The organism is Amycolatopsis sp. NBC_00345 (genome assembly GCF_036116635.1).
In the GTDB taxonomy this organism is placed as follows: Bacteria; Actinomycetota; Actinomycetes; order Mycobacteriales; family Pseudonocardiaceae; genus Amycolatopsis.
The window spans coordinates 3,006,153-3,028,814 of sequence record NZ_CP107995.1; the positions used below are offsets into that span (position 1 = coordinate 3,006,153).

Annotated in this window: 23 protein-coding genes; 14 read left to right on the forward strand and 9 right to left on the reverse strand. The window is 72.3% G+C overall.

What is annotated here, in order from left to right:
• The first annotated feature begins 6 nt into the window (after positions 1–6).
• Both OG943_RS13430 and OG943_RS13435 read left to right on the forward strand, forming a co-directional pair.
• Positions 7–591: a TetR/AcrR family transcriptional regulator gene (locus OG943_RS13430; protein ID WP_328610078.1), complete on the forward strand. Its 585-nt coding sequence runs from the start codon at positions 7–9 to the stop codon at positions 589–591.
• Between the two features lie 107 nt (positions 592–698).
• Positions 699–1,898: a Cmx/CmrA family chloramphenicol efflux MFS transporter gene (locus OG943_RS13435; protein ID WP_328610079.1), complete on the forward strand. Its 1,200-nt coding sequence runs from the start codon at positions 699–701 to the stop codon at positions 1,896–1,898.
• 74 nt (positions 1,899–1,972) lie between these two features.
• Here OG943_RS13435 and fabI read toward each other — a convergent pair whose 3' ends face one another.
• Together fabI and OG943_RS13445 are read right to left on the reverse strand one after the other, a co-directional pair.
• Entirely contained in the window at positions 1,973–2,740 is a 768-nt protein-coding gene (fabI, locus tag OG943_RS13440) for an enoyl-ACP reductase FabI (RefSeq protein ID WP_328610080.1), read from the reverse strand.
• A 50-nt stretch (positions 2,741–2,790) separates the two neighbouring features.
• Positions 2,791–3,495 (reverse strand): beta-ketoacyl-ACP reductase, encoded by a 705-nt coding sequence (locus OG943_RS13445; protein ID WP_328610081.1) that lies wholly within the window; start codon positions 3,493–3,495, stop codon positions 2,791–2,793.
• 191 nt (positions 3,496–3,686) lie between these two features.
• Here OG943_RS13445 and OG943_RS13450 point away from each other — a divergent pair, with 191 nt between their 5' ends.
• Genes OG943_RS13450 through OG943_RS13475 form a run of 6 tightly spaced genes read left to right on the forward strand, consistent with a single transcriptional unit; the run spans position 3,687 to position 8,967 of the window.
• The gene (locus tag OG943_RS13450) at positions 3,687–5,015 is read left to right on the forward strand and encodes an MFS transporter (RefSeq protein WP_328610082.1); all 1,329 of its coding nucleotides are present in this window, start codon (positions 3,687–3,689) and stop codon (positions 5,013–5,015) included.
• Between the two features lie 9 nt (positions 5,016–5,024).
• Positions 5,025–5,699, forward strand: a complete 675-nt coding sequence (locus OG943_RS13455; RefSeq protein ID WP_328610083.1) for a response regulator transcription factor — start codon at positions 5,025–5,027, stop codon at positions 5,697–5,699.
• Positions 5,700–5,702: 3 nt separating this feature from the next.
• Positions 5,703–7,091, forward strand: coding sequence for a sensor histidine kinase (locus OG943_RS13460; RefSeq protein WP_328610084.1), 1,389 nt, complete (start codon positions 5,703–5,705; stop codon positions 7,089–7,091).
• Complete coding sequence (locus OG943_RS13465; RefSeq protein ID WP_328610085.1) at positions 7,088–8,029, forward strand: TAXI family TRAP transporter solute-binding subunit; 942 nt, start codon at positions 7,088–7,090, stop codon at positions 8,027–8,029. The genes OG943_RS13460 and OG943_RS13465 overlap by 4 nt, the downstream gene beginning before the upstream one ends.
• A 24-nt stretch (positions 8,030–8,053) precedes the next feature.
• A complete protein-coding gene (locus OG943_RS13470) occupies positions 8,054–8,488 on the forward strand; it encodes an acyl-CoA thioesterase (protein ID WP_328610086.1) in 435 nt (144 codons plus the stop codon).
• 8 nt (positions 8,489–8,496) lie between these two features.
• Positions 8,497–8,967, forward strand: a complete 471-nt coding sequence (locus tag OG943_RS13475; protein WP_328610087.1) for a tRNA (cytidine(34)-2'-O)-methyltransferase — start codon at positions 8,497–8,499, stop codon at positions 8,965–8,967.
• An 84-nt stretch (positions 8,968–9,051) separates the two neighbouring features.
• Here the strand turns inward: OG943_RS13475 and OG943_RS13480 are convergent, their stop codons facing one another.
• The 4 genes from OG943_RS13480 to mobA all read right to left on the reverse strand — a co-directional run bounded on the left by OG943_RS13480 (position 9,052) and on the right by mobA (position 12,826).
• Positions 9,052–10,032: a VWA domain-containing protein gene (locus OG943_RS13480; protein ID WP_328610088.1), complete on the reverse strand. Its 981-nt coding sequence runs from the start codon at positions 10,030–10,032 to the stop codon at positions 9,052–9,054.
• A 73-nt stretch (positions 10,033–10,105) separates the two neighbouring features.
• The gene (locus OG943_RS13485) at positions 10,106–11,050 is read right to left on the reverse strand and encodes a DUF58 domain-containing protein (protein WP_328610089.1); all 945 of its coding nucleotides are present in this window, start codon (positions 11,048–11,050) and stop codon (positions 10,106–10,108) included.
• Between the two features lie 4 nt (positions 11,051–11,054).
• The gene (locus tag OG943_RS13490; protein WP_328610090.1) at positions 11,055–12,128 is read right to left on the reverse strand and encodes an AAA family ATPase; all 1,074 of its coding nucleotides are present in this window, start codon (positions 12,126–12,128) and stop codon (positions 11,055–11,057) included.
• A gap of 152 nt (positions 12,129–12,280) precedes the next feature.
• Entirely contained in the window at positions 12,281–12,826 is a 546-nt protein-coding gene (mobA, locus tag OG943_RS13495) for a molybdenum cofactor guanylyltransferase (RefSeq protein ID WP_328610091.1), read from the reverse strand.
• 78 nt (positions 12,827–12,904) lie between these two features.
• Between mobA and OG943_RS13500 the strand changes: the two genes are divergently transcribed.
• Genes OG943_RS13500 through OG943_RS13510 form a run of 3 tightly spaced genes read left to right on the forward strand, consistent with a single transcriptional unit; the run spans position 12,905 to position 14,706 of the window.
• On the forward strand, positions 12,905–13,696 hold the full coding sequence (locus tag OG943_RS13500; protein WP_328610092.1) for a GNAT family N-acetyltransferase: 792 nt from the start codon (positions 12,905–12,907) through the stop codon (positions 13,694–13,696).
• Complete coding sequence (locus OG943_RS13505) at positions 13,693–14,211, forward strand: GNAT family N-acetyltransferase (RefSeq protein ID WP_328610093.1); 519 nt, start codon at positions 13,693–13,695, stop codon at positions 14,209–14,211. The genes OG943_RS13500 and OG943_RS13505 overlap by 4 nt, the downstream gene beginning before the upstream one ends.
• Positions 14,212–14,259: 48 nt before the next feature.
• Positions 14,260–14,706 (forward strand): helix-turn-helix transcriptional regulator, encoded by a 447-nt coding sequence (locus OG943_RS13510; protein ID WP_328610094.1) that lies wholly within the window; start codon positions 14,260–14,262, stop codon positions 14,704–14,706.
• 24 nt (positions 14,707–14,730) lie between these two features.
• On the opposite strand, the gene OG943_RS13515 is transcribed toward OG943_RS13510, so the two are convergent.
• A complete protein-coding gene (locus OG943_RS13515) occupies positions 14,731–15,126 on the reverse strand; it encodes a winged helix-turn-helix transcriptional regulator (protein WP_328610095.1) in 396 nt (131 codons plus the stop codon).
• Between the two features lie 92 nt (positions 15,127–15,218).
• On the opposite strand from OG943_RS13515, the gene OG943_RS13520 reads away from it, so the two are divergent.
• Complete coding sequence (locus OG943_RS13520) at positions 15,219–16,082, forward strand: enoyl-CoA hydratase/isomerase family protein (protein WP_328610096.1); 864 nt, start codon at positions 15,219–15,221, stop codon at positions 16,080–16,082.
• A 97-nt stretch (positions 16,083–16,179) separates the two neighbouring features.
• Here OG943_RS13520 and OG943_RS13525 read toward each other — a convergent pair whose 3' ends face one another.
• Positions 16,180–17,112: a LysR family transcriptional regulator gene (locus tag OG943_RS13525; RefSeq protein WP_328610097.1), complete on the reverse strand. Its 933-nt coding sequence runs from the start codon at positions 17,110–17,112 to the stop codon at positions 16,180–16,182.
• 135 nt (positions 17,113–17,247) lie between these two features.
• Here OG943_RS13525 and OG943_RS13530 point away from each other — a divergent pair, with 135 nt between their 5' ends.
• On the forward strand, positions 17,248–18,087 hold the full coding sequence (locus tag OG943_RS13530) for an SDR family oxidoreductase (RefSeq protein ID WP_328610098.1): 840 nt from the start codon (positions 17,248–17,250) through the stop codon (positions 18,085–18,087).
• Between the two features lie 4 nt (positions 18,088–18,091).
• Here the strand turns inward: OG943_RS13530 and OG943_RS13535 are convergent, their stop codons facing one another.
• Positions 18,092–19,444 carry an NlpC/P60 family protein gene (locus OG943_RS13535; RefSeq protein ID WP_442874712.1) on the reverse strand — a complete coding sequence of 451 codons (1,353 nt, stop codon included), beginning with the start codon at positions 19,442–19,444 and terminating at the stop codon, positions 18,092–18,094.
• A 381-nt stretch (positions 19,445–19,825) separates the two neighbouring features.
• Between OG943_RS13535 and acnA the strand changes: the two genes are divergently transcribed.
• Positions 19,826–22,636: an aconitate hydratase AcnA gene (acnA, locus tag OG943_RS13540; protein WP_328610099.1), complete on the forward strand. Its 2,811-nt coding sequence runs from the start codon at positions 19,826–19,828 to the stop codon at positions 22,634–22,636.
• The last annotated feature ends 26 nt before the right edge of the window (positions 22,637–22,662 follow it).

The following is a 22,662-nucleotide window of genomic DNA, read 5'->3' on the forward strand; positions in this document are numbered from 1 at the left end:
CGCCGCATGCCCAGGCCACGGGAGTTCGACGAAACAGTCGCGCTGGAAGGCGCCATGAACGCCTTCTGGGCGCACGGTTACGAAGCGACCTCGACCCAGGACCTGTGCGACGCGACCGGACTCGGCCGCAGCAGCGTCTACAACACCTTCACCAGCAAGCACGTTCTGTTCCAACGCGCGCTGGAGCACTACACCGAGCGCGGCGTCCGCTACCGCGCCAAGGCCCTCGAACCGGCCGAGGACGGACTCGACGCGATCCGCCTGCTCCTCACCGACTTGATCGACGACGAACTCGGCAACGGCCGCCGCGGCTGCCTGATCGTCAACACCGTCGCGGAGTTCGGCACGACGGACGCGGAGATCACCACGAGGGTCGACGCGGACACCGCGGCGTTCCTCACCGCCCTCGCGGACTACGCCCGCCTCGGCCAGGCCGACGGCAGCGTCACCCGCGACCGGGACCCGGCGGACATCGCGCAGTTCGTGCACAGCACCATCGGCGGGCTGCGGCTGATGTCGCGGCGCGGCGCGTTGCGCCCGGCGATGGCGTCGGTGGCCGACATCGCCGTCTCAGCCATCGCCCGCCGCTGACCCCAGCCTTTACCCGACCCCGCTTTTTCGTCCAGCCCAGCCCTTTCATCAGCGTTGATGGCACCCGGGTTCATTTTGTATCAATCAATCCAAAAGGAGGAAGACCCGTGCCCCTGGCCGTCTTCGTGCTCGGGCTCAGCATCTTCGCCCTCGGCACCTCGGAGTTCATGATCACCGGCCTGCTGCCCGGGATGGCGACCGACCTCGGCGTCAGCATCCCCGACGCCGGCCTGCTGATCTCGGCCTTCGCCGTCGGCATGGTGGTCGGCGCGCCGCTGCTCGCCGTGGGGACACTGAAGCTGCCGCGCCGCACGACCCTGCTGGCGCTGCTGGTGGTCTTCGGCGTCTCGCACGTCGTCGGCGCGCTCGCCCCCGGCTACGCCCTGCTCTTCGTGACCCGCGTCGTGAGTGCCTTGGCCTGCGCCGGGTTCTGGGCGGTCGCCGCGGCGACCGCCATCTCGCTGGTGCCCGCGGCCCGGCGCGGGCGGGCGCTCGCGGTGCTGGTCGGCGGCCTGACCGTGGCGAACATCGGGGGCGTCCCGGCCGGCACGCTGCTGGGCCAGCACGCGGGCTGGCGCACGGCGTTCTGGGCGGTCGCGGCCCTCACCGTGGTGGCGGTGGCCGGCGTGCTCGCCTTCGTGCCGCACACCGCCGCGGACGCCTCGGCCGTGCGCGTGCGGACCGAGCTGAGCGTGTTCCGCAGCGGCCGGGTCTGGCTGGCGCTGGGCGTGATCGCGTTGTCGCAGGCCATGCTGTTCGCGACGTTCAGCTACCTCGCCCCGCTGCTCACGACCACCGACGGCCTGCCATCGGCCCAGGTCCCGCTCGTGCTCGGGCTGTTCGGCGCCGGCGCGCTGATCGGCATCACCGCGGGCGGCAAGCTCGCGGACACCCACCCGTTCGCGACGCTGTACGGCAGCTTCGCGCTCGCCCTCGTCGCACTCACCACGCTGGCGCTCACTTCGGACGCGGTGGTCGCCGTCGTCGCGGTCCTCGTGCTCGGCGCGGCGGGCTTCGCCGCCAACCCGGCCCTGAACGTCCGCGCGTACTCGGTGGCCGGCGGCACCTCCACCATGGTCGGCGCCAGCACGACCGCCGGTTTCAACGTCGGCAACACAGCCGGCCCGTGGCTCGGCGGCGTCGCCATCAACGCGGGCCTCGGGCTGCCGAGCGTGGCCTGGGTGAGCGCGGCCCTCGGCGTGCTGTCACTGGCTGCCTTGACGTTCGCCCTGCGGGTCCAGCGCTCGGACGACGCGCGCGCCGCCCGCGTTTCGCCGCTGCCCCAACCACCCCTGACCGTCCACTGAGGACCTGAGGCCCTGAAGACGGCGAGAGGCCCCCGCGCGGACAACACGCGGGGGCCTCTCCCTGGGGCCACGGCTCAGATGCCGAGCGCGTGCACCCCGCCGTCGACCATGATCATCGAGCCCGTGGTGGCGGGCAGCCAGTCCGAAAGCGCGACGCAGACGGTCTTGGCCGTCGCGGTCGGGTCGGAGCTGTCCCAGCCGAGCGGGGCGCGGTCGCCCCAGCCGTCTTCCAGCTCGCTGAAGCCGGGGATGGACTTCGCGGCCATCGTCTTCATCGGGCCGGCGCTGACCAGGTTCACGCGGATGCCGCGCGGGCCCAGTTCCTTGGCCAGGTACCGGTTCACCGACTCCAGCGCGGCCTTCGCCACGCCCATCCAGTTGTAGACCGGCCACGCCACGCGCGCGTCGAAGTCCATGCCCACGATCGACGAGCCCGGCGCCAGCAGCGGCAGGGTCGCGACGGCCAGCGACTTGAACGAGAACGCCGAGACGTCCACTGCCACCTTCACGTCCTCGCTCGGCGCGTCGAGGAACGGCGCGCCCAGGCAGGTCTGCGGCGCGAAGCCGATCGAGTGCAGCACGCCGTCGAGGCCGTCGACGTGCTCACGCACGCGGTCGGCCAGGCTGTCGAGGTGCTCCTGGTTGGTGATGTCCAGCTCCAGGACCGGCGCCTCCTCCGGCAGCCGCTTGGCGATGCGCTCGACCAGCGACAGCCGGCCGAAGCCGGTGAGCACCACCTTCGCGCCCTCCTGCTGCGCGATCTTGGCCGCGTGGAACGCGAGGGAGGCGTCGGTGATGACGCCGGTGATCAGCAGCCGCTTGCCTTCGAGCAGTCCGGGCAACGGGGGTTCCTCCAGGTCGTGGTGGGTTCGCTCGGAAAAGGGTCGGAACGTCAGTGGCCGAGGCCGAGGCCGCCGTCCACGGGCAGGACGGCGCCGTTGACGTAGCCGGCGTCGTCGGAGGCCAGGTAGCGCACGGCGGCGGCGATCTCCGCGGGCTCGGCGTAGCGGCCCGAGGGCACCACGCCGAGGATCTCCTTCTTGCGGTCCTCGCTCAGCGCGTCGGTCATGTCGGTGCGCACGAAGCCGGGCGCGATGACGTTCGAGGTGATGTTGCGCGAGCCCAGCTCCCGGGCCAGCGACCGTGCGAACCCGACGAGGCCCGCCTTCGAGGCCGCGTAGTTCGCCTGGCCGGCCGAGCCGGAGAGGCCCACCACCGAAGAGATGAAGATGAACCGGCCCCACTTGCCGCGCAGCATCCCGCGGGACGCGCGCTTGGCCACGCGGAACGCGCCGGTGAGGTTCGCGTTCACCACGCGCTCGAACTGCTCCTCGCTCATCCGCATCAGCAGCGTGTCGTCGGTCAGCCCGGCGTTCGACACCAGCACCTCGACCGGTCCCTGGTGCTCCTCGACCTGCTTGAACGCGGCGTCGATCTGCTCGGAGTCCGTGACGTCGGCCTCCACGCCGAAGAGGCCTTCGGGCGCGCCGGAGCCGCGGTGGGTGACCGCCACCTGGTGGCCCTGCAGGGCGAGGTCCTGAGCGATCGCCAGACCGATCCCCCGGTTGCCGCCGGTGACCAAGACCGACCGTCCCACTGCTGCACTCCTCTGTTCGACCGAACTGTCCCGGCACGAGGCTATCGGCCGGACCGGGCGGCTCCGCACCCGGCGCCACCTCAGCGTCCCGACGCGCGGCGGGTGTCCTAAGGACAGGTTAGGAACCGCGTCTCGACCTTGATGGTTACCCGCCGGTTGGTCACCGTGAGTCGCAACACAGGAGGTCAAAGATGACTACCCGGATCCACGGCGAGGCCGGTCCCGCGAGCGAACGGCGGGTCGTGGCGAACGTGCTGCGCGGCTCGATCGGCAACCTCGTCGAGTGGTACGACTGGTACGCCTACTCGGCGTTCACCATCTATTTCGCCAAGTCGTTCTTCCCCGGCGGGGACGCGACGGCCCAGTTCCTCAACACCGCGGCCGTGTTCGCCGTGGGGTTCCTCATGCGCCCGCTGGGCGGCTGGATGCTCGGCCGGTTCGCCGACCGGTTCGGCCGCCGCTCGGCGCTGGTGCTGTCGGTGTCGATGATGGCGTTCGGCTCGCTGATGATCGCCGCGACGCCCGGCTACCAGACCATCGGCGTGGCCGCGCCGATCCTGCTGGTGCTCGCGCGGCTGTTGCAGGGCCTTTCCGTCGGCGGTGAGTATTCGACCTCCGCGACGTACCTGTCCGAGGTCGCCACGCCGGGCAAACGCGGCTTCTACTCCAGCTTCCAGTACGTGACGCTGGTCGGCGGGCAGCTGCTCGCGCTCGGCCTGCAGCTGATCCTGCAGAGCGTGCTGACCGAGGCCCAGATGGGCGACTGGGGCTGGCGCATCGCGTTTGTCGTCGGCGCCATCGCGGCCGTCGTGGTGATGGCCCTGCGGCGCGGGATGGACGAGTCCGCGAGCTACCAGCGCGTCTCGGCCGAGACGGGTTCGGGCAAGGACGCCGGGGAACGCGGCACGTTGCGCGCGCTCGTGAAGTACCCGAAGGAGATCGCGCTCGTCGTCGGCCTGACGCTCGGCGGCACAGTCGCCTTCTACACGTACGCGACGTACACGCAGAAGTTCCTCGAGAACACCGCCGGCATCCCCCGCCGGACGGTGACCGTGATCCTGTTCGTCGCGCTGCTGGTGTTCGCCCTCGTCCAGCCGCTCGCGGGACGGCTGTCGGACCGGATCGGGCGCCGGAAGCTGCTGATGTTCTTCGGCATCGCGGGCACCGTGCTCACCGTGCCGATCATGACCACGATGGCGCACACGAAACAGCCGGTGGTCGCGTTCCTGCTGCTGCTCGCCGCGCTGGTCATCGTCACCGGCTACACCTCGATCAACGCGATCGTGAAGGCCGAGCTGTTCCCGACGAAGATCCGCGCGATCGGCGTCGGCCTGCCCTACGCGCTGACCGTGGCGATCTTCGGCGGCACGGCGGAGCTGATCGCGCAGGCGCTGAAGAAGGCGGGCCACGAGTCGCTGTTCTTCTGGTACGTCGCGGCCTGCATCCTCGTGTCGCTGGTGGTGTACGGGACAATGCGCGAAACGTCGCGTTCGTCCGCCCTCGAACGCGAAGAAGCCTGAGGCGGGGGGATGGCCGTGCGCGTGCTGCTCGTGGAGGACGACGCCGGGGTCGCCGGCGCGCTCGCCGAGACGCTGCACACGCACGGCCACACCGTGACCAGCGTCGGCCGGGGCGCCGACGCGCTGCACCGGCACCGCGGCGCCGACCTGCTGCTGCTCGACCTGGGCCTGCCCGACCTGGACGGGCTCGACGTGCTGCGCAAGATCCGGCAGGTCTCGGGCGTGCCCGTCATCGTGCTCACCGCGCGCGGTGACGAGCGGTCCGTGGTCCGCGGGCTGCGCTTCGGCGCCGACGACTACTTGACGAAGCCCGTCCGCCTGGCCGAGTTGCTGGCGCGGATGGACGCCGTGGTCCGCCGCGCCCGGGCCCGCACCACCACCCCGGACGAGGGCGCGGTGGTGCGGGTCGAGGACGTCGAGATCGACCTGGGCGGGCGGCAGGTGCTCGTCGCCGGCCACGACATCGGGCTCACCACCAAGGAGTTCGACGTGCTCGCGGTGCTGGCCGCGCGGGCGGGCACGGCGGTCAGCCGCCAGCAGCTGATGGACGAGGTGTGGGGCGACGCCCACCTGGCCGTGTCCCGTTCGCTGGACGTGCACATGACGCAGGTGCGCGCGAAGCTCGACCGGCCCGGCCTGCTCACCACGATCCGGGGCTTCGGCTACCGCCTCGGCCGGGGCTGAGGCGTGCGCGCCCGGCTCCTGGCCGTGCTGGTGACGCTGGCGCTGCTGGTCGTCGCCGCGTTCGCCGGGCCGCTGCTGTCCTCCACCGCCGAGCAGCGGACGCAGGAGCTGGTGATCTCGCGCAGCAGTGACGTCGACCGCTTCGTGGTGCTCGCGCAACAGGCGGTCGATTCGCGCGACCCGGCCGCGCTGGCGGCCGACGCGCAGCGGTATTCGTCGTTATACAGCGAGGCCGTGGTGGTGGTCGACGCGCAGCGGACGCCGTTGGTGCAGGCGGGCGGGATGTCCGCGGCGGAGCCCGCCGTGCACGCACTGGTGGAGGCGACGATGCGCAATGAGCCCCCGCCCCAGGTCGAGACGCTGAGCCCGTGGTCGGCCACGCCGGTGCTGTTCGCGCGCCCGGTCGGCACCGGCACGCGGGTCTCCGGCGTGGTCGTGCTGCGGGCCTCGGTGACGAAGGCCGCCGCGGACGTGACGGCGGCGTGGAGCGCGATCGCGGCGGGCGCGCTGCTGGTGGCGGCGTTGTTCGTGCTGCTCGCCGTCCTGCTGGCGCGGTGGATGGTGCGGCCGCTGCTGGAGCTGGAGACGGGCGTGCTCGCCGTCGCGGGCGGGCACCGGGCGCAGGTGCCCGAGCGCTCCGGCCCCCGGGAGCTGCGGACGCTCGCGGCGTCGGTGAACCGGATGTCGGACGCCGTGGTGGAGGCCGCCGACCAGCAGCACCGGCTCGTCGCCGACACCTCCCACCAGCTGCGCAACCCGATGGCGGCGCTGCGGCTGCGCGTCGACTCGCTCGGCGCCGAGCTGGACGACCGGCACGCCTACCACGCGGCCGTCGCCGAAGTGGAGCGCCTGGAACGGATCCTCGACGGGCTGCTCGCGCTCGCGACCGCGGAGAGCACCGCGACCCGGCTCGCCGCGGGCGGCTCGGACGAGCCTGCCGACCTCGCCACCGTGATCGCCGAGCGCGTCGACGCCTGGCGCCCGGCCGCGGACCAGGCGGGCGCGAAGCTGGTGCCCTGCCCCGGCCACGCCGAGCCGGTCCTGGTGCACGCGCCGGAGGGCGAGCTGGCGCAGATCCTCGACGTGCTGCTGGACAACGCCGTCCACTACGCCGGGCGCGGCGCCACGATCGCCGCCGGCTGGGAAACGCACGGCAGCACGACCACGCTCGTGGTCACCGACGACGGACCCGGACTGTCCACAACGGACCGGGCCCGCGCGACGGAGCGCTTCTGGCGCGCGGGCGGCGAAGGCGCGCCCCGCGGCACCGGGCTGGGCCTGGCCATCGTCCGCGAGCAGACCCGTGCCCGCGGCGGCACGCTGGAGCTGCGGGCCGCCGAGCCGCGCGGGCTGGAAGTCCGGGTCACGCTGCCCGCGGAGGTGACGCCGTGAGCATCACCCGCCGGACAGCGCTGCTCGGTGGACTCGGCCTGGCCCTCGCCGGCTGCGCCACCGGTTACCGCGGGCCGGGGCGGGCCGTGACCATCGCCGCGGGCGAGCAGGGCGGCTTCTACCTCGCGTTCGCGGAGGTGCTGGCGGCCGAGGTGACCCGGGCGGAGCCGTTGCTGCGCTGCACCGCCGTCCCGACGGAGGCGAGCGTCGCCAACGTCGAGCTGGTGCGTGACGGGAAGGCCGACCTCGGGCTGGTGCTCGCGGACGTCGCGCAGGCGGCACTCGCGGGCGCGGCGCCGTTCCCCGCCCCGGTGCCGCTTCAGGCGCTGGGCCGGGTGTACGAGAACTACCTCCAGCTCGTCGTCCGGGCGGCCGACGGCTTCACCAGCCTGCGGGCGCTCGAAGGACGGCCCGTTTCGCTCGGCGCGGGCGGGTCCGGGGCGGCACAGCTGGGCGAGCGGGTGTTCACCGCGGCGGGCGTGCGCGTCGAGACGGAGCACCTGCAGCTCGCCGACGCCGTCGCGGCGCTCGCCGGCGGCCGCGTCGACGCGCTGCTGTGGTCCGGCGGCGTGCCCACCCCCGCGCTCGCCGAGCTGAACCGCCGGACCCCGCTGGCGCTGCTGCCGTTGAACGCCGTCATCCCCCAGCTGCGGGCGGCGCACGGGCCTGTCTACGAGCAGGTCCAGGTGCCGGCCGACGCGTACCGCGGGGTCGGCGCGCTGGCCACCATCGGCGTCGCGAACCTGCTGGTCTGCTCCCCCGCCCTGCCCGACGACGTCGCCGCCGCCGTGGTCCGGGTGCTCGCCGGCCGGGCGGCCGACCTGGTGCCCGCGCAGGCCGTCGGCACGCAGTTCCTCGACGTCCGCACGCTGATCGGCACCCAGCCCGTGCCGCTGCAGCCGGGCGCGGCCGAGACCTACCGGGCGCTGCACGGCTGATCCGGCGCTCGCTAGATTGGACGGATGAGCGCTGCCCGCCGCCTGATCGCCGAGATGCCCCTGCGCGTGCGTTACCACGAGTGCGACGGCCAGGGCATCGTGTTCAACGCGCACTACCTGGCCTATGTGGACATGGCCGCGTTCGAGGCGGAGAAGGCGATTTTCGGCTCGCACCAAGCGTTCCTGGACACCGGCATCGACATGGTGGTGGCCGAGTCGAACCTGCGCTACCGCGCGCCGTGCCGGTTCGACGACGAGCTGGTGGTCTCGGTCTTCCTCGGCCACTTCGGCACCACGTCGATCAGCTACGAGTCGGAGATCCGCCGCGACGGCGAGCTGACCACCGAGGCCACCCTCCGCTACGTCTTCGTCGACCCCGCGACGCTGCGCAAGTCCCCGCCGCCGCCGGAGGTCCGCGAGGCCTACGCGGCGTACCTGCCCGCCTCCGCCACCTCGTAAGGCCAGCCATGTTCCGCGTGCTCTTCTACCACCCCGAGATCCCGCCGAACACCGGCAACGCGATCCGGCTGGCCGCCAACACCGGCTGCGAGCTGCACCTGGTCGAGCCACTCGGCTTCACCTTGGAGGACAAGCAGCTCCGCCGGGCGGGCCTCGACTACCACGACCTCGCGCGCGTCCACGTGCACGCCGACATCGAGGCCGCGTGGCACGCGCTGCTGCCGGCCAAGGTGTACGCCTTCAGCGCGTCGGCCACCCGCCTGCACACCGATGTCGCGTACGAGCCCGGCGACGTGCTGATGTTCGGCCCGGAGTCCAGCGGCCTGCCCGCCGAGGTCCAGCACGCCCCCGAGGTCACCGACCGCGTTCGGCTGCCGATGCTGCCGACCAGCCGCTCGCTCAACCTCGCCAACACCGCGGCGATCAGCATCTACGAAGCCTGGCGCCAGAACGGTTTCGCCGTACCCGGCACGCCGTGAACGCCTGGGCCCGGATGCCCTGAAGGCCACCATGAGGGCATCCAGGTCCCTCATGGTGGCCTTCAGGGCACGCTCGTCGGAGCGCTAGGGGATTCTCTGGCCGATCAGCAGTGAGGCCGCCGCGCCGATCATCAGCATCAGGGTGCCGATCACGACCCACGGCTTGCTCGCGTCGGCGTCCTTCAGCTCGTAGCCGATCTGCTCGCCGAGGTCGGCGTAGACCTTCTTCAGCTCGTCCGCGCTGGCCGCCTTGTAGAACTCCCCGCCGGAGAGCTGGGCGATCTCGTGCAGCGAGTTGTCGTCCACCTGGACGTCCTGGGGCCGGCCCTCGATCTCGACCGAGCCGTGGCTGGTGCCGAACGAGATCGACGAGATCGGCATGTGCGCCGTTTTCGCCGCCTGCGCCGCGGTGTACGCGCCGCGCGGGGCGTACAGGTCCTCGGGCACGGTCTGCTTGCCGTCGCTCATCAGCACGATCCGCGCCGGTGGCGGCCCGTCCGCGCCGCCGACCACCGCGGAGAAGCTCTCGATCGACTGCAGGGCCGCGAAAATGCCCTCACCGGTGGCAGTGGACTGCGCGAGCTTCAGGTCGCTGATCGCCTTCACCACGCCGGCGCGGTCGGTGGTCGGGTTGACCAGCACCGTCGCCGTGCCCGCGAACGAGATCAGGCCCAGGTTGACGCCCGGGGTCATGTTCTTCGCGAACTGCGTCGCCGCGTCCTGCGCCGCCTTGAGCCGGGTCGGCGCGACGTCGGTGGCCTCCATCGACAGCGAAACGTCGATCACCAGCATCACCGTGGCGCGGTTGCGCGGCACCTTCTGCTCGGCGGTCGGCCCGGCCAGCGCGACGGTGAGCACCAGCAGCGACAGCACGATCAGCACCGCGGGCAGGTGCCGGATCCAGCCCTGCGTCTTGGGCGCGACCTTGTCGAGCAGCTCCAGGTTGGCGAACCGCATCACGCGCTTGCGCCGCGCGCGCTGGGCGAGCACGTACGCCACGGCGACCGCGGCCACCAGGATCAGCAGCAGGAACCACCAGGGCGCGGTGAAACCGGTCAAACTCATGCGCCCGCCTCGCTAACGCTCGGCGCGGCCTGAGCCGAAAACGCAGCGCCGAATGGTTCCCTCGCAAGCTCGGTCACGCGACACCCCCCGACCAGCGGCGCTTGCGCGCGACGACGAACCGGACCATGTCGGCGATCCAGTCCTGGTCGGTGCGCAGCACCAGGTGGGCGGCACCGGCGCGCCGCAGCGCGCCCGCGACCTCCTGCCGGTGAGCGTGCGCCGCGGCGCCGAACTCCTTGCGCAGCAAGGCGGAAGCGTGCACTTCGCGCTGTTTCCCTGTCTCCGGGTCGGCCAGTACGACGGTGCCCACGTCGGGCAGGTCGATGTCACGCGGGTCGAGGACTTCGATGGCGATGAGCTCGTGGTGCCCGCCGAGCGCGCGCAGCGGCCGCTGCCAGTCCGTGGGCCCGAGGAAGTCGGAGATCACCACGGCCAGCCCCCGCCGCCGGGGCGGGCGGCGCAGCTGTTCCAGCGCGTCGGCGAGGTCCCCGCGGACGCCCTCCGGCGCGCGCGGCGTCTCGGCCAGCCGCCGGATCAGCCCGCGGGCGTGGGCGAGCCCGCCGCGCGCCGGGATCCGGTCGGTGCGCTCGCCGTTCGACACCAGCGCGCCGATCCGGTTGCCGCCCCCGCCGGTCAGGTGCGCGACGGCGGCCGTCGCGCACACCACCAGGTCGCGTTTCTCGCACAGGGCCGTGCCGAAGTCGAGGCTCGCCGACAGGTCGGCGACCAGCCAGGTCTCCAGCTCGCGGTCGGCCACGGTCTCACGGATGTGCGGGGTGGTCGTGCGGGCGGTCACCGCCCAGTCCATCCGGCGCACGTCGTCGCCCGGCTGGTACGTCCGCGCCTCGCCCGGCTCCGAGCCCGGACCCGGCACGAGGCCGAGGTGGTTGCCCTGCAACAGGCCGTCGAGCCGGCGGCGCACGTCGAGCTCCAGGGTGCGCAGGCCGGCCTCCAGCCGGTCGCCCCGCAGCACCGGCGGCGCCCAGCCGGGGCGCTCGCGCTGCTCCTTCTTCGCCACCGGCCTACCTGACGGGCGCGCCGGCGGGGACCGGGCTGCCCGGCCCGTTCCCGCCCTGCGGCCGGGCGGAGACCTGCGGCAGCGGCACGGTCTGCAGCACCCGCGTGATGATGTGCTCCACCGGGACGCCGTCGGCCAGCGCGTCGTAGGACAGCACGAGGCGGTGGCGCAGCACGTCCGGCACGACGTCCACGACGTCCTGGGGCAGCACGTAGTCACGGCCGCGGACGAGCGCGAGCGCGCGGGCGGCGGCGATGATGCCGAGGCTCGCGCGCGGCGAGGCGCCGTAGGACACCCAGCCGGCGACGTCGGCGAGGCCGTGGTCGTTCGGCGTGCGGGTGGTCAGCACCAGGCGCACCACGTAGTCGACCAGGGCGTGGTGCACGAACACCTGCGCGGCGACGCCCTGCAGCCGGACCAGCTCGCCCGGGCTGAGCACCTCGTGCGGCACCGGCGGCGTGACGCCCATCCGGTAGATGATCTCGCGCTCTTCCTCGGCGGTGGGGTACTCGACCAGAATCTTGAACAGGAACCGGTCGCGCTGGGCCTCCGGCAGCGGGTAGACGCCCTCGTTCTCGATCGGGTTCTGCGTGGCCAGCACCAGGAACGGGTCGGGCATCGGGAAGGTCTGGCCGCCGATCGACACGTGCCGCTCGGCCATCACCTCCAGCATCGCCGACTGCACCTTGGCGGGCGCGCGGTTGATCTCGTCCGCGAGCACGAAGTTCGCGACCACCGGGCCGAGCTCGACGTCGAACACCTCGGCGCCCTGGCGGTAGATGCGGGTGCCGAGGATGTCGGCGGGCACCAGGTCGGGGGTGAACTGCACCCGCGAGAACGAGCCGCCGACCACCCGCGCGAAGGTCTCCACGGCCAGCGTCTTCGCGACGCCGGGCACGCCTTCGAGCAACAGGTGGCCCTTGGCCAGCAGTCCGACGAGCACGCGCTCCACCAGCCGGTCCTGGCCGACGATGATGCGCTTGACCTCGAACACGGTCCGTTCCAGCAACTGGGCGTCCCGCGCCGGCGTGCCGGGCTGCTGCCCGTTCGCGCCCTCGGCGTAGCCGGGCTCGGTCACTCTGCCTCCTGTGGTTCTGTGCTTGCGGCTCGCCCCGCGACCGTACTGCCTCGCGGGGACCGTCGTCCGTCCGGCACGCTCACCCCAGCCGGCACACGACGATCCGTCCGACCATGCAAGCGCACCACCGGTATGACAGCTGTGAAGACGCCCTAACGGTGGCGCTCCAGGTCGGCCGGTGTGTCGATATCGTCGCTCTCGCCGCGCTCCGCCGGGACGTCCACGAGGGACAGGCCGCCGAGCGTCCGCCGCAGCGACGCGTTCTCCGGCCGTTCGGGGATCGCCGCCCGCAACGACGGCAGTCGCCAGGCGCCGAGCAGCCACTGCCGCTCCCCCGCCGCGTCGACGAGCACGGCGCCGTCGGCGTCCGCGAGCACCGCGCGCAGGCGGTCCACTGTGGACTTCCGTACGCCGGGCAGGTCGGCGGCCAGCACCACCACGACGCCGTCGCCGGGTACCAGCGCCAGGCCCGCCGCCAGCGCGGCCACCGGGCCGGTGCCGGGCACAGGCTCCCGCGTCCACACCACCCCGTCGTGGCCGGGCCGCTCCGGGCCGACCACGACCACCGGGTCCGCGCCGCGGACGGCGGCCACCGCCCGCGAGAGCAGCGACGAGCCGCCCACCACCAGCCCCGGCTTGTCCACACCGGACAGCCGGCGCGCGGCCCCGCCGGCGAGCACGATCCCCGCGTACTGCACTGTGCCCCCTGCCCCTCGGAAAACGACCGCACGGAAAACCGTTCCCCGGACGGGCCGGGTCCACGCTAGCGTCCGGGGATGCCCGACGCCGCGCGGTTGCTCGCCGCCTACGACGACCAGGTCCGCCACGCCGAGCTGACCGCCCCGGAGCCGGGACTGCGGCTGGCCCCCGACGGCCCGGTGGTCCGCGTGACCGGCGGCCGCCGCGGGTTCGTCACCGGCCGGCGCGACCTCGGCGTCGCCGGTCCCGCGCTGGACGAGCTGATCACGCGGCAGCGGGACCACTTCGCCGACCGCGGGGAATGCGTCGAATGGAAGACGCGCGGCCACGACCGGCCGGCGTCGCTGCCGGACCGGCTCGTCGCGGCGGGGTTCGAGGCGGAACCGCGGGAGACCGTCGTGATCGCGGCGATCGCCGGCCTGCGGCTGGAGTCCGTGCCGCCGGACGGCGTGCTGGTGCGCGAGGTCAGCGGCGAGGCGGACCTGCGGCGGATCGCCGCGCTGAGCGCCGAGGTGTTCGGCACCGACGAGGCCGCGCTGGCCGCCGACCTGGTCAGCCGCCCGGACGCCGCGACGCACGTGGTCGCCGAGGCGGACGGGCGGTTCGTGTCGGCGGCGCGGCTGGAGTTCGTGCCCGGCACCGAGTTCGCCGGCCTCTGGGGCGGCGGCACCCTGCCCGCGTGGCGCGGCCGGGGGCTGTACCGGGCGCTCGTCGCGCACCGCGCCCGGCTGGCCGCGGCCCGCGGCGTCCGTTACCTGCAGGTGGACGCCTCCGACGACAGCCGCCCGATCCTCGAACGGCTCGGCTTCACGGCCGTGACCACGACCACGCCGTACGTCTGGAGCCCCTCGGCCAAGGAGATCCGATGAGCCCGTCGCGCCGCGCGCCCGAGCCCACCGCGAGGCTCGCGTTCCGCGAAATGACCCCGGACGACCTCGACGAGATGGCGGCGCTCCTCGGCGACCCGGACGTAATGCGGCACTACCCGCGCCCCCAGGACCGGGACGAGGCCCGGGCCTGGATCGACTGGAACCAGCGCCTCTACCGGCGCGAGGGGTTCGGGCTCTGGCTGGTCACGCTCCGGGCCACCGGCGAGTTCGCCGGCGACTGCGGCCTGACCCCCCAGGAGATCGACGGGGTCACCGAGATCGAAGTCGGCTACCACGTCCGCAAGGACCTCCAGGGCCACGGCTACGCCACCGAAGCGGCGGCCGCCTGCCGCGACCACGCCCGCGACGTGCTCGGCGCGAACCGCCTGATCGCGATCATCCGCCCGGACAACACGCCCTCCCGGCGCGTCGCCGAGAAGATCGGCCTCCCCCATGAACGGGACACCGTGTCCCGCTCGGGCCTGCCGGTGAGCGTGCACGCGGCGGCCCTGTGAACGGCGCCTTCCACTGACGCCGGCCCGCCGGGCAGGCACAATGGCGGCATGAGCCCCGACCTCGACGAGCTGCGACGGCTGCGGCGGGCCCGCGACCGGATGGACCGCGAGTACGCGCAGCCGCTCGACGTGGCCGCGCTCGCCCGCACGGCGCTGATGTCGGCCGGGCACTTCAGCCGCCGCTTCCGCGACGCGTACGGCGAGACGCCGTACGCCTACCTCATGACCCGCCGCATCGAGCGGGCGAAGGCGCTGCTGCGCCGCGGCGACCTGAGCGTGACGGACGTCTGTTTCGCCGTCGGCTGTACCAGCTTGGGCTCGTTCAGCGCCCGCTTCACCGAGCTCGTCGGCCAGACGCCCAGCTCGTACCGCGCGGGCGACCACCAGGACCTGCGCGTGGTGCCGGGCTGCCAGGCGATGGTGCTGACCCGGCCCCGGCGAGTGAAGCCCGGCGCGAAGGAGCCCGGAGGCACGCCCGCCGTCGCGCCCGCTTGACCTCCCGGGCAGCTACGCGCCGGACTACGACTGTCCAGCCTGCAGCCGCCGGTCGTATCCCCGCTGGGAGTCCTGGATCTCGCCGGTGTGGGCGACCGTCCAGTCGTAGAGCCGGCCGAACGGCTCCCGCAGGGATTCGCCGAGCGGGGTGAGCGAGTACTCGACGCCGACCGGCGAGGTGGGCAGCACGCGGCGCTCGATCATCCCGTTGCGCTCCAGGCGCCGCAGGGTCTGGGTCAGCACCCGTTGGGTCACGCCCTCCAGGCGGCGCTTGATGTCGTTGAACCGCCGGGGTTTCTCGAGCACAGCCATCACCATCATCGACCACTTGTCGGCGATCTGGTCGAGGATCGGGCGGCTGGGGCAGTCCGCCCGATAGACAAGGCCGTCGACGCCGAAATCCGTGCCGGGTAAGGCCATCTCGGTATCCTCCAGGATCCTTGCGATGCCGAAAGTGCGTTATTGACGCCGGTCGCCCGCCGTCCCAGGCTAGGTATACATCAGGAACCTAGATGCCCGCCAGGGACGAATCGGAGATCTTCATGCCCCACGACGCCTACGCGACCCTGCGAGTGAGCCGCGAGGCCGGCCTCGTCCGCGTCACCCTCGACAACCCGCCCGTCAACGTGCTGGACGTCGCCCTCATGGCCGACCTCCGGCACCTGCTGACCTCGGTGCGGGACGACGGCTCGGTCCGGGTGATCGTGTTCGACAGCGCCGACCCGGACTTCTTCATCGCCCACGTGGACATGTCCCTCGTCGACGCCCCCGACGCGTTCGACGAAATCGCGGCCGGCATCCCCGACGGCGTCAACGTCTTCCAGGCCCTCGGGGAGCTGCTCCGGCACCAGCCCCAGGTGACGATCGTCAAGCTGGCCGGGCTGGCACGCGGCGGCGGGGCGGAGTTCGTCGCGGCGGCGGACATGGCCTTCGCGGCGATCGGCCGCGCCGGGATCGGCCAGATCGAGGCCCTGATGGGGATCGTCCCCGGCGGTGGCGGCACCCAGTACCTGGCCGACCGGGTCGGCCGCAATCGCGCGCTGGAGGCGGTGCTGGGCGCCGAGCTGTTCGACGCCGAAACCGCCGAACGCTACGGCTGGGTCAACCGGGCCGTCCCCGCCGACCGGCTCGACGAGGTGGTCGACCGGCTCGCCCGCAACATCGCCGCACTGCCCGAAGGCGTGGTCGCGGCGGCCAAACGCGCCATCGTCCCAGCCGACCTGGCCGGCGGACTCCAGCGCGAACACGACGCTTGGGCGAGCCAGTTCGTCCGGCCCGCCGCCGAGCGGCTGATCCGCGGCGGACTCGCCCACGGCGCCCAGACTCGCGACGGCGAGCGCGATCTGGAAGGCCTGCTCCGCGGCCTGGCCAGCTGATCCGCGGGGACGGCGCATGGCCGGTCGCCGTGCCCGGCGCGTTCCGGCAGCGGCGTGGCCGCGTCTTGACGGAGCACGCTCCAACCGGGAGTGGCTATCACCCGCGCCGGCGAACCCGCTCCTCCTGGAGGAGCCGGATATCCTCGCCGGCGCGGCGCAGGGCGGTGACCACGGCGGCGGCTTCGGCGCTGGGGGCCGGTGCGGTGACGGCCACGGTCATCCGGCCGAGCCAGCCCGGGTCGTCGACGGCGATGGTGACCACACCGTCCGGAATGGACAGTGCGGCGACCTCGGGCATGAGGCACAGGCCCAGTCCCGCGGCCACCAGGCCCAGCCGCGCCGGCCAGCCGCGCACGGCGTGGCCGATGACCGGATCGGCGAGCGTGGGCCAGGCCCGGAACTGGGGGTCGCCGCCCCCGCCCGCGCCGGCGACCCAGGTCTCGCCGGCCAGCTCCGCCACCGGGACGACATCCGCACCGGCCAGCCGGTGGTCCGCGGGCACCGCCACGCACAGGCCACCGGCGGACACGACCTCCTGGCCGAGCCCGCCCAGGTCGTAATCCGGCAACCCGGCGCCGACGCCGATGACGGCGACCTCCAGCTGCCGCGCCCGCAGCTGCCGCAGCAGGGTGGGCGTGGGCTTCTCGGCCAGGGCCACTTCCAGGCCCGGGTGCCCGGCGCGCAGCCGCGCCAGCGCCCGGGGCACCAGCACGGCGGCCGCGGCCGGGAACGCGCCCAGCCTGATCCGCCCGGCCAGCCGGTCCTCCAGCCCGGCCAGGTCGTGGCGCAGCGCCTCTGCCCCGGCCAGGATCCGGCCCGCGTGCTCCACCACGACGGCGCCGGCCGGGCTGACCCGCACGCCCCGGCCCTCACGGATGAACAGCGGGTACCCGGCCGCCGCCTCCATCGCGGCCACCTGACGCGAGATCGCCGGCTGCGAATAGCCGAGCAGCCGCGCCGCCGCGGTGAACGACCCGCTCAGCGCGATTTCCCGGACGACCCTCAGCCCGGCCATGGTCAGCTCACTCATCCCCCGAGCCTACCCATACGCAGACCGTATGACTGCGATCCGGAACTGTCATCGTCCGCATGGATTTTTCTTGACAGCACAGGAGTTTCCGACAACGAGAGCAAAAAACGCAGGAACAACGAGGAGAACACGATCATGACGAAGACCTGGTTCGTGACCGGAGCTTCCCGCGGCATGGGCCGCGAACTCGTCGAGCAGGCGCTGACCCGCGGCGACCGGGTCGCGGCCACGCTGCGCCGCCCGGAGCAGCTCGACGACCTCGCGGCGCGCTACGGCGACCGCCTGTGGGTGGGGGCGATGGACATCACCGACACCGCGCGGATGCGCACCGTGGTCGACGACGCGTTCGCCGCGCACGAGCGCATCGACGTCGTCGTGTCCAATGCCGGCTACGGAGTTTTCGCCACCGCCGAGGACCTCACCGATGCCCAGATCGACCAGATGATCGCGACCAACCTGACCGGCTCGATCCAGCTCGCCCGCGCGGTACTGCCGCACCTGCGCGCGCAGGGCGGCGGGCGGCTGATGCAGATGTCGAGCATGGGCGGCCAGCTGACCTTCCCCGCGTTCTCGCTCTACCACGTCACCAAGTGGGGCATCGAAGGCTTCTTCGACGCGCTGGCCACCGAGGTCGAGCCGTTCGGCATCCGCACCACGCTGATCGAGCCGGGCATGGTCCGCACCGGTTTCTTCGACGCGGCCCCGCGCGTGCCGGTCAGTGCGCCGTACCGGGGCGGGCCCGCCGACCTGGAGCCGATCCCGGCCGCGGAGATGACCGACAGTCAGGAGAACACGATCGCGGCCGTCATCCGCGCCGCGGATTCGGCGAACCCGCCGCGCCGCCTCGTGCTGGGCTCGGACGCCTGGCAGCTGATCACCGGCGCGCTGCGGCAGCGGCTGGCCGAGGCCGAGTCCCAAAAGGACAACGCCGCCACCGCGGACGCCGAGGACATGCGCGCCCCCGCACGGAGTTGACGCCTCAGCCGATCAGCCGGGTGGCGTACGGCATGATGCCGCCGTAGCGGACCGAGGTCACGCGGACGTACGAGCCGGACTGCGGGGCCTCCACCATCTGCCCGCCCCCGAGGTACAGGGCGACGTGGTGGATGCCGCCGGAGCCGCCGTAGAAGAGCATGTCGCCGCGGCGCATCTGGGACAGCGGCACGCGGCGGCCGGACGTGTACTGGTAGCCGCTGTAGTGCGAAAGGGACTGGACGCCGGCGAAGGCGTAGATCATCAGGCCCGAGCAGTCGAAGCCGATCTTGCGGTAGTCGCCGTACATGTCGGCCACGCCGCCGTCGCGGATGCCGCGCGTCGGGCCGCTCGCGTTGCCGCCACCCCACGCGTACGGGAGGCCCACCTGGGACAGCGCCCGCGCGATCACCGCTTCGATCGACGAACCCGCCGCGGGTGAAGGACGGGCGCCGCCACCGGACGGGCGGCCCCCGCCACCACTGTTGTTGCTGCTGGCCAGCGCGGCCTGGCGGGCGCGCTCCTCGTCCTCACGCTGCTTCTGCGCGACCCAGTCCTGGTAACGCTGCCGCTGGCCCTGCAGGCCGTTCACCTTCGACTGCGCCGCGTAAAGCTGTTGCTCCACCGAAGACTTGTTCGCCTCCAGCTGCGTGTTCTGCGCCGCCTGCGCCTGCTGTGCCTCGACGGCGGCGGACTGCGCCGAGTCCGCGCCGCTCTTCGCCTGCCGCGCGGCTTCCTGCTTCTGCTGCGCGACGTCGAGGGCCTTGCGCGCGGCCGAGTCCTTGTTGGACTTGTCCGTCTGCGCCTGCTGCAGCCGGTCCAGCGCGTTCAGCCGCGAGCCGCCGATGGAGTCCAGCAGCTGGGCGCGCGCCAGCAGGTCCTGCGGGCTGTCGGCGGTGAGGTACGCGGAGATCGAGCCGATCGTGCTGCCCTGCTCGAAGCTGGCCGCGGCGAACTTCTTCAGGTCGTCGCGGGACTTCTCGATGGCGGCCGCGGCCGCGTCGGCCTGCGTCCGCGCGGACTGGGCGTCCTGCTCGGCCTGGGTGGCCGCGTCCTGCGCCGTCTGCAGGTCGACCAGCGCCTTGTTGGCCTGCTCCTGCTTCAGCTCGAGGTCGTCCTGCAGGGAGCTGAGCTTCCCCTCCGCCTGCGCGAGCTGGTTGGTCAGCCGGCCGACCTCGCCGGCCTTGTCGTTGGCCGCCGCCTTCGACGAGTTCAGGTCGGAGTCGCTCGGGTTCGGCGGTGGCGGCGGCACCGCGAGGCCCGTGCCCGTCGCGCCGAACAGCACCACCAGGGCGAACGTGCCGACCGTCAAGCCACGCCGGACTCCGGGCCGGGCACCGCGTCCACTCCGGATCGCCACGACCCGCCACCTCCGCTCGCCAGGGACAACGCCCACCAGGGAAAACACCGCAGCGTTCACACCCCGTGCCACTGCAGTCACACCACTATCACAAGCCTCAGGCGGAACTCACACACCGTAGGCATCAATTCCCCTCATCGGGGGACCCCCATCGCCCGGCGTGTCCGGATGGCCCAGCTCACTCCGCGTGTCGTCTTGAGGTTTATACAGGACACGCGTACTGTTTGGGGCGACGGACGAGGTGTGCCATCCCGATTCCGGTCTTACGGTGGGGGTGCGCAAGACTCGGTCGTGGTCGGCCCGACGACCCCGTTACACACACCGAACTGACCCGGGACCCATCGCCCGCGAGGGCGCGGGTCCACGCCACTGGAGTTAGACGTGACTGCACCTGCCAGCAAGGACAGCTTCGGCGCCAAAGACACGCTGAAGGTGGGAGACGCCTCGTACGAGGTCTTCCGCCTGAACAAGGTCGAGGGCTCCGAGCGCCTGCCCTACAGCCTGAAGATCCTGCTCGAGAACCTGCTGCGCACCGAGGACGGCGCGAACATCACCGCCGGCCACATCCGCGCGCTCGGCAGCTGGGATCCCAGCGCCGACCCGTCGATCGAGATCCAGTTCACGCCCGCCCGCGTGATCATGCAGGACTTCACCGGCGTGCCGTGCGTCGTGGACCTCGCCACCATGCGCGAGGCCGTCACCGATCTCGGTGGCGACCCGGACAAGGTCAACCCGCTGGCGCCCGCCGAGCTGGTGATCGACCACTCCGTGATCATCGACGTGTTCGGCCGCCCCGACGCCTTCGAGCGCAACGTCGAGATCGAGTACGAGCGCAACCGCGAGCGCTACCAGTTCCTGCGCTGGGGCCAGGGCGCGTTCGACGAGTTCAAGGTCGTCCCGCCGGGCACCGGCATCGTGCACCAGGTCAACATCGAGCACCTCGCACGCACGGTGATGTCCCGCAACGGGCAGGCCTACCCCGACTCCTGCGTCGGCACCGACTCGCACACCACCATGGTCAACGGCTTGGGCGTGCTGGGCTGGGGCGTCGGCGGCATCGAGGCCGAGGCGGCCATGCTGGGCCAGCCCGTGTCGATGCTGATCCCGCGCGTGGTCGGCTTCAAGCTGACCGGCGAGATCCCGACCGGCGTCACCGCGACCGACGTCGTGCTGACCATCACCGAGATGCTGCGCAAGCACGGCGTGGTCTCGAAGTTCGTCGAGTTCTACGGCGACGGCGTCGCCTCGGTGCCGCTGGCCAACCGCGCCACCATCGGCAACATGAGCCCGGAGTTCGGCTCCACCGCGGCGATCTTCCCGATCGACGAGGAGACGGTCCGCTACCTGAAGCTGACCGGCCGCTCGGCCGAGCAGGTCGCGCTGGTCGAGACCTACGCCAAGGAGCAGGGCCTCTGGCACGACGCGGCGCACGAGCCGCAGTACTCCGAGTACATCGAGCTGGACCTCTCCACGGTCGTCCCGTCGATCGCCGGCCCGAAGCGCCCGCAGGACCGCATCGAGCTGTCCGACGCGAAGTCCTCGTTCCGCAAGTCGGTGCACGACTACGTGGACGACGACCAGCGCACCCCGCACACCAAGGTCGACGAGGCCGTCGAGGAGTCCTTCCCGGCCAGCGACCCGGCCTCGCTGTCGTTCAAGGACGAGGACGCGGTCGACGTGCAGTCCGCCGCGAACGGCGCGTCGGGCCGCCCGTCCAAGCCGGTCACGGTCAAGACGAGCGACCGCGGCGAGTTCGTGCTGGACCACGGCGCCGTGGTGATCGCCTCGATCACCTCCTGCACCAACACCTCCAACCCGTCGGTGATGCTCGGTGCCGCGCTGCTGGCGCGCAACGCCGTCGACAAGGGCCTCGCGGTGAAGCCGTGGGTCAAGACCTCGATGGCGCCGGGCTCGCAGGTCGTCACCGACTACTACAACAAGGCCGGCCTCTGGCCGTACCTGGAGAAGCTGGGCTACCACCTGGTCGGCTACGGCTGCACCACCTGCATCGGCAACTCGGGCCCGCTCTCGGACGAGATCTCCGCGGCGATCCAGGAGAACGACCTCACGGCCGTCTCCGTGCTCTCGGGCAACCGCAACTTCGAGGGCCGGATCAACCCGGACGTCAAGATGAACTACCTGGCGTCGCCGCCGCTGGTCATCGCCTACGCGCTGGCCGGCACGATGGACTTCGACTTCGAGCACCAGCCGCTCGGGCAGGACACGGACGGCAACGACGTGTTCCTGAAGGACCTCTGGCCGACACCGCAGGAGATCCAGGAGACCATCGACTCCTCGATCACGCAGGAGATGTTCACCAAGGACTACGCGGACGTCTTCGACGGCGGCGAGCGCTGGAAGGCGCTGCCGACGCCGGAGGGCAAGACCTTCGAGTGGGAGGCCGAGTCCACCTACGTGCGCAAGCCGCCGTACTTCGACGGCATGCAGGCGGAGCCGGCGCCGGTCACCGACATCTCCGGCGCGCGTGTGCTGGCGAAGCTGGGCGACTCGGTCACCACCGACCACATCTCCCCCGCCGGCGCGATCAAGGCCGACACCCCGGCCGGCCAGTACCTGACCGAGCACGGCATCGGCCGGAAGGACTTCAACTCCTACGGCTCGCGCCGCGGCAACCACGAGGTGATGATCCGCGGCACCTTCGCGAACATCCGGCTGCGCAACCAGCTGCTGGACGACGTGCAGGGCGGCTACACCCGCGACTTCACCGTCGACGGCGCCCCGCAGGCGTTCATCTACGACGCGGCGCAGAACTACGCGGCGCAGGGCACCCCGCTGGTGGTGCTGGGCGGCAAGGAGTACGGCTCGGGCTCGTCGCGTGACTGGGCGGCCAAGGGCACCTCGCTGCTGGGCGTCCGCGCGGTGATCACGGAGTCGTTCGAGCGCATCCACCGGTCGAACCTGATCGGCATGGGCGTCATCCCGCTGCAGTTCCCGGCCGGCGAGTCGGCCGCGTCGCTGAAGCTGGACGGCACCGAGACGTTCGACATCGCCGGCATCACCAAGCTGAACGACGGCGAGACCCCGCGCACCGTGCACGTCACCGCCACGAAGCAGGACGGTACGAAGGTGGAGTTCGAAGCGGACGTCCGCATCGACACCCCGGGCGAGGCCGACTACTACCGCAACGGCGGCATCCTGCAGTACGTGCTGCGCAAGATGACGCGCAGCTGATTTCCGTTACACCGCAAGCGAAGGCC

What these genes read in the sequence shown, in the direction of transcription:
- OG943_RS13430 (WP_328610078.1), top strand. Translation starts at nt 7, where the DNA reads ATGCCCAGGCCACGGGAGTTCGACGAAACAGTCGCGCTGGAAGGCGCC.
- OG943_RS13450 (WP_328610082.1), top strand. Translation starts at nt 3,687, where the DNA reads ATGACTACCCGGATCCACGGCGAGGCCGGTCCCGCGAGCGAACGGCGG.
- OG943_RS13455 (WP_328610083.1), top strand. Translation starts at nt 5,025, where the DNA reads ATGGCCGTGCGCGTGCTGCTCGTGGAGGACGACGCCGGGGTCGCCGGC.
- OG943_RS13470 (WP_328610086.1), top strand. Translation starts at nt 8,054, where the DNA reads ATGAGCGCTGCCCGCCGCCTGATCGCCGAGATGCCCCTGCGCGTGCGT.
- OG943_RS13475 (WP_328610087.1), top strand. Translation starts at nt 8,497, where the DNA reads ATGTTCCGCGTGCTCTTCTACCACCCCGAGATCCCGCCGAACACCGGC.
- OG943_RS13480 (WP_328610088.1), bottom strand. Translation starts at nt 10,032, where the DNA reads ATGAGTTTGACCGGTTTCACCGCGCCCTGGTGGTTCCTGCTGCTGATC.
- OG943_RS13500 (WP_328610092.1), top strand. Translation starts at nt 12,905, where the DNA reads ATGCCCGACGCCGCGCGGTTGCTCGCCGCCTACGACGACCAGGTCCGC.
- OG943_RS13505 (WP_328610093.1), top strand. Translation starts at nt 13,693, where the DNA reads ATGAGCCCGTCGCGCCGCGCGCCCGAGCCCACCGCGAGGCTCGCGTTC.
- OG943_RS13510 (WP_328610094.1), top strand. Translation starts at nt 14,260, where the DNA reads ATGAGCCCCGACCTCGACGAGCTGCGACGGCTGCGGCGGGCCCGCGAC.
- OG943_RS13515 (WP_328610095.1), bottom strand. Translation starts at nt 15,126, where the DNA reads ATGGCCTTACCCGGCACGGATTTCGGCGTCGACGGCCTTGTCTATCGG.
- OG943_RS13520 (WP_328610096.1), top strand. Translation starts at nt 15,219, where the DNA reads ATGCCCGCCAGGGACGAATCGGAGATCTTCATGCCCCACGACGCCTAC.
- OG943_RS13525 (WP_328610097.1), bottom strand. Translation starts at nt 17,112, where the DNA reads ATGAGTGAGCTGACCATGGCCGGGCTGAGGGTCGTCCGGGAAATCGCG.
- OG943_RS13530 (WP_328610098.1), top strand. Translation starts at nt 17,248, where the DNA reads ATGACGAAGACCTGGTTCGTGACCGGAGCTTCCCGCGGCATGGGCCGC.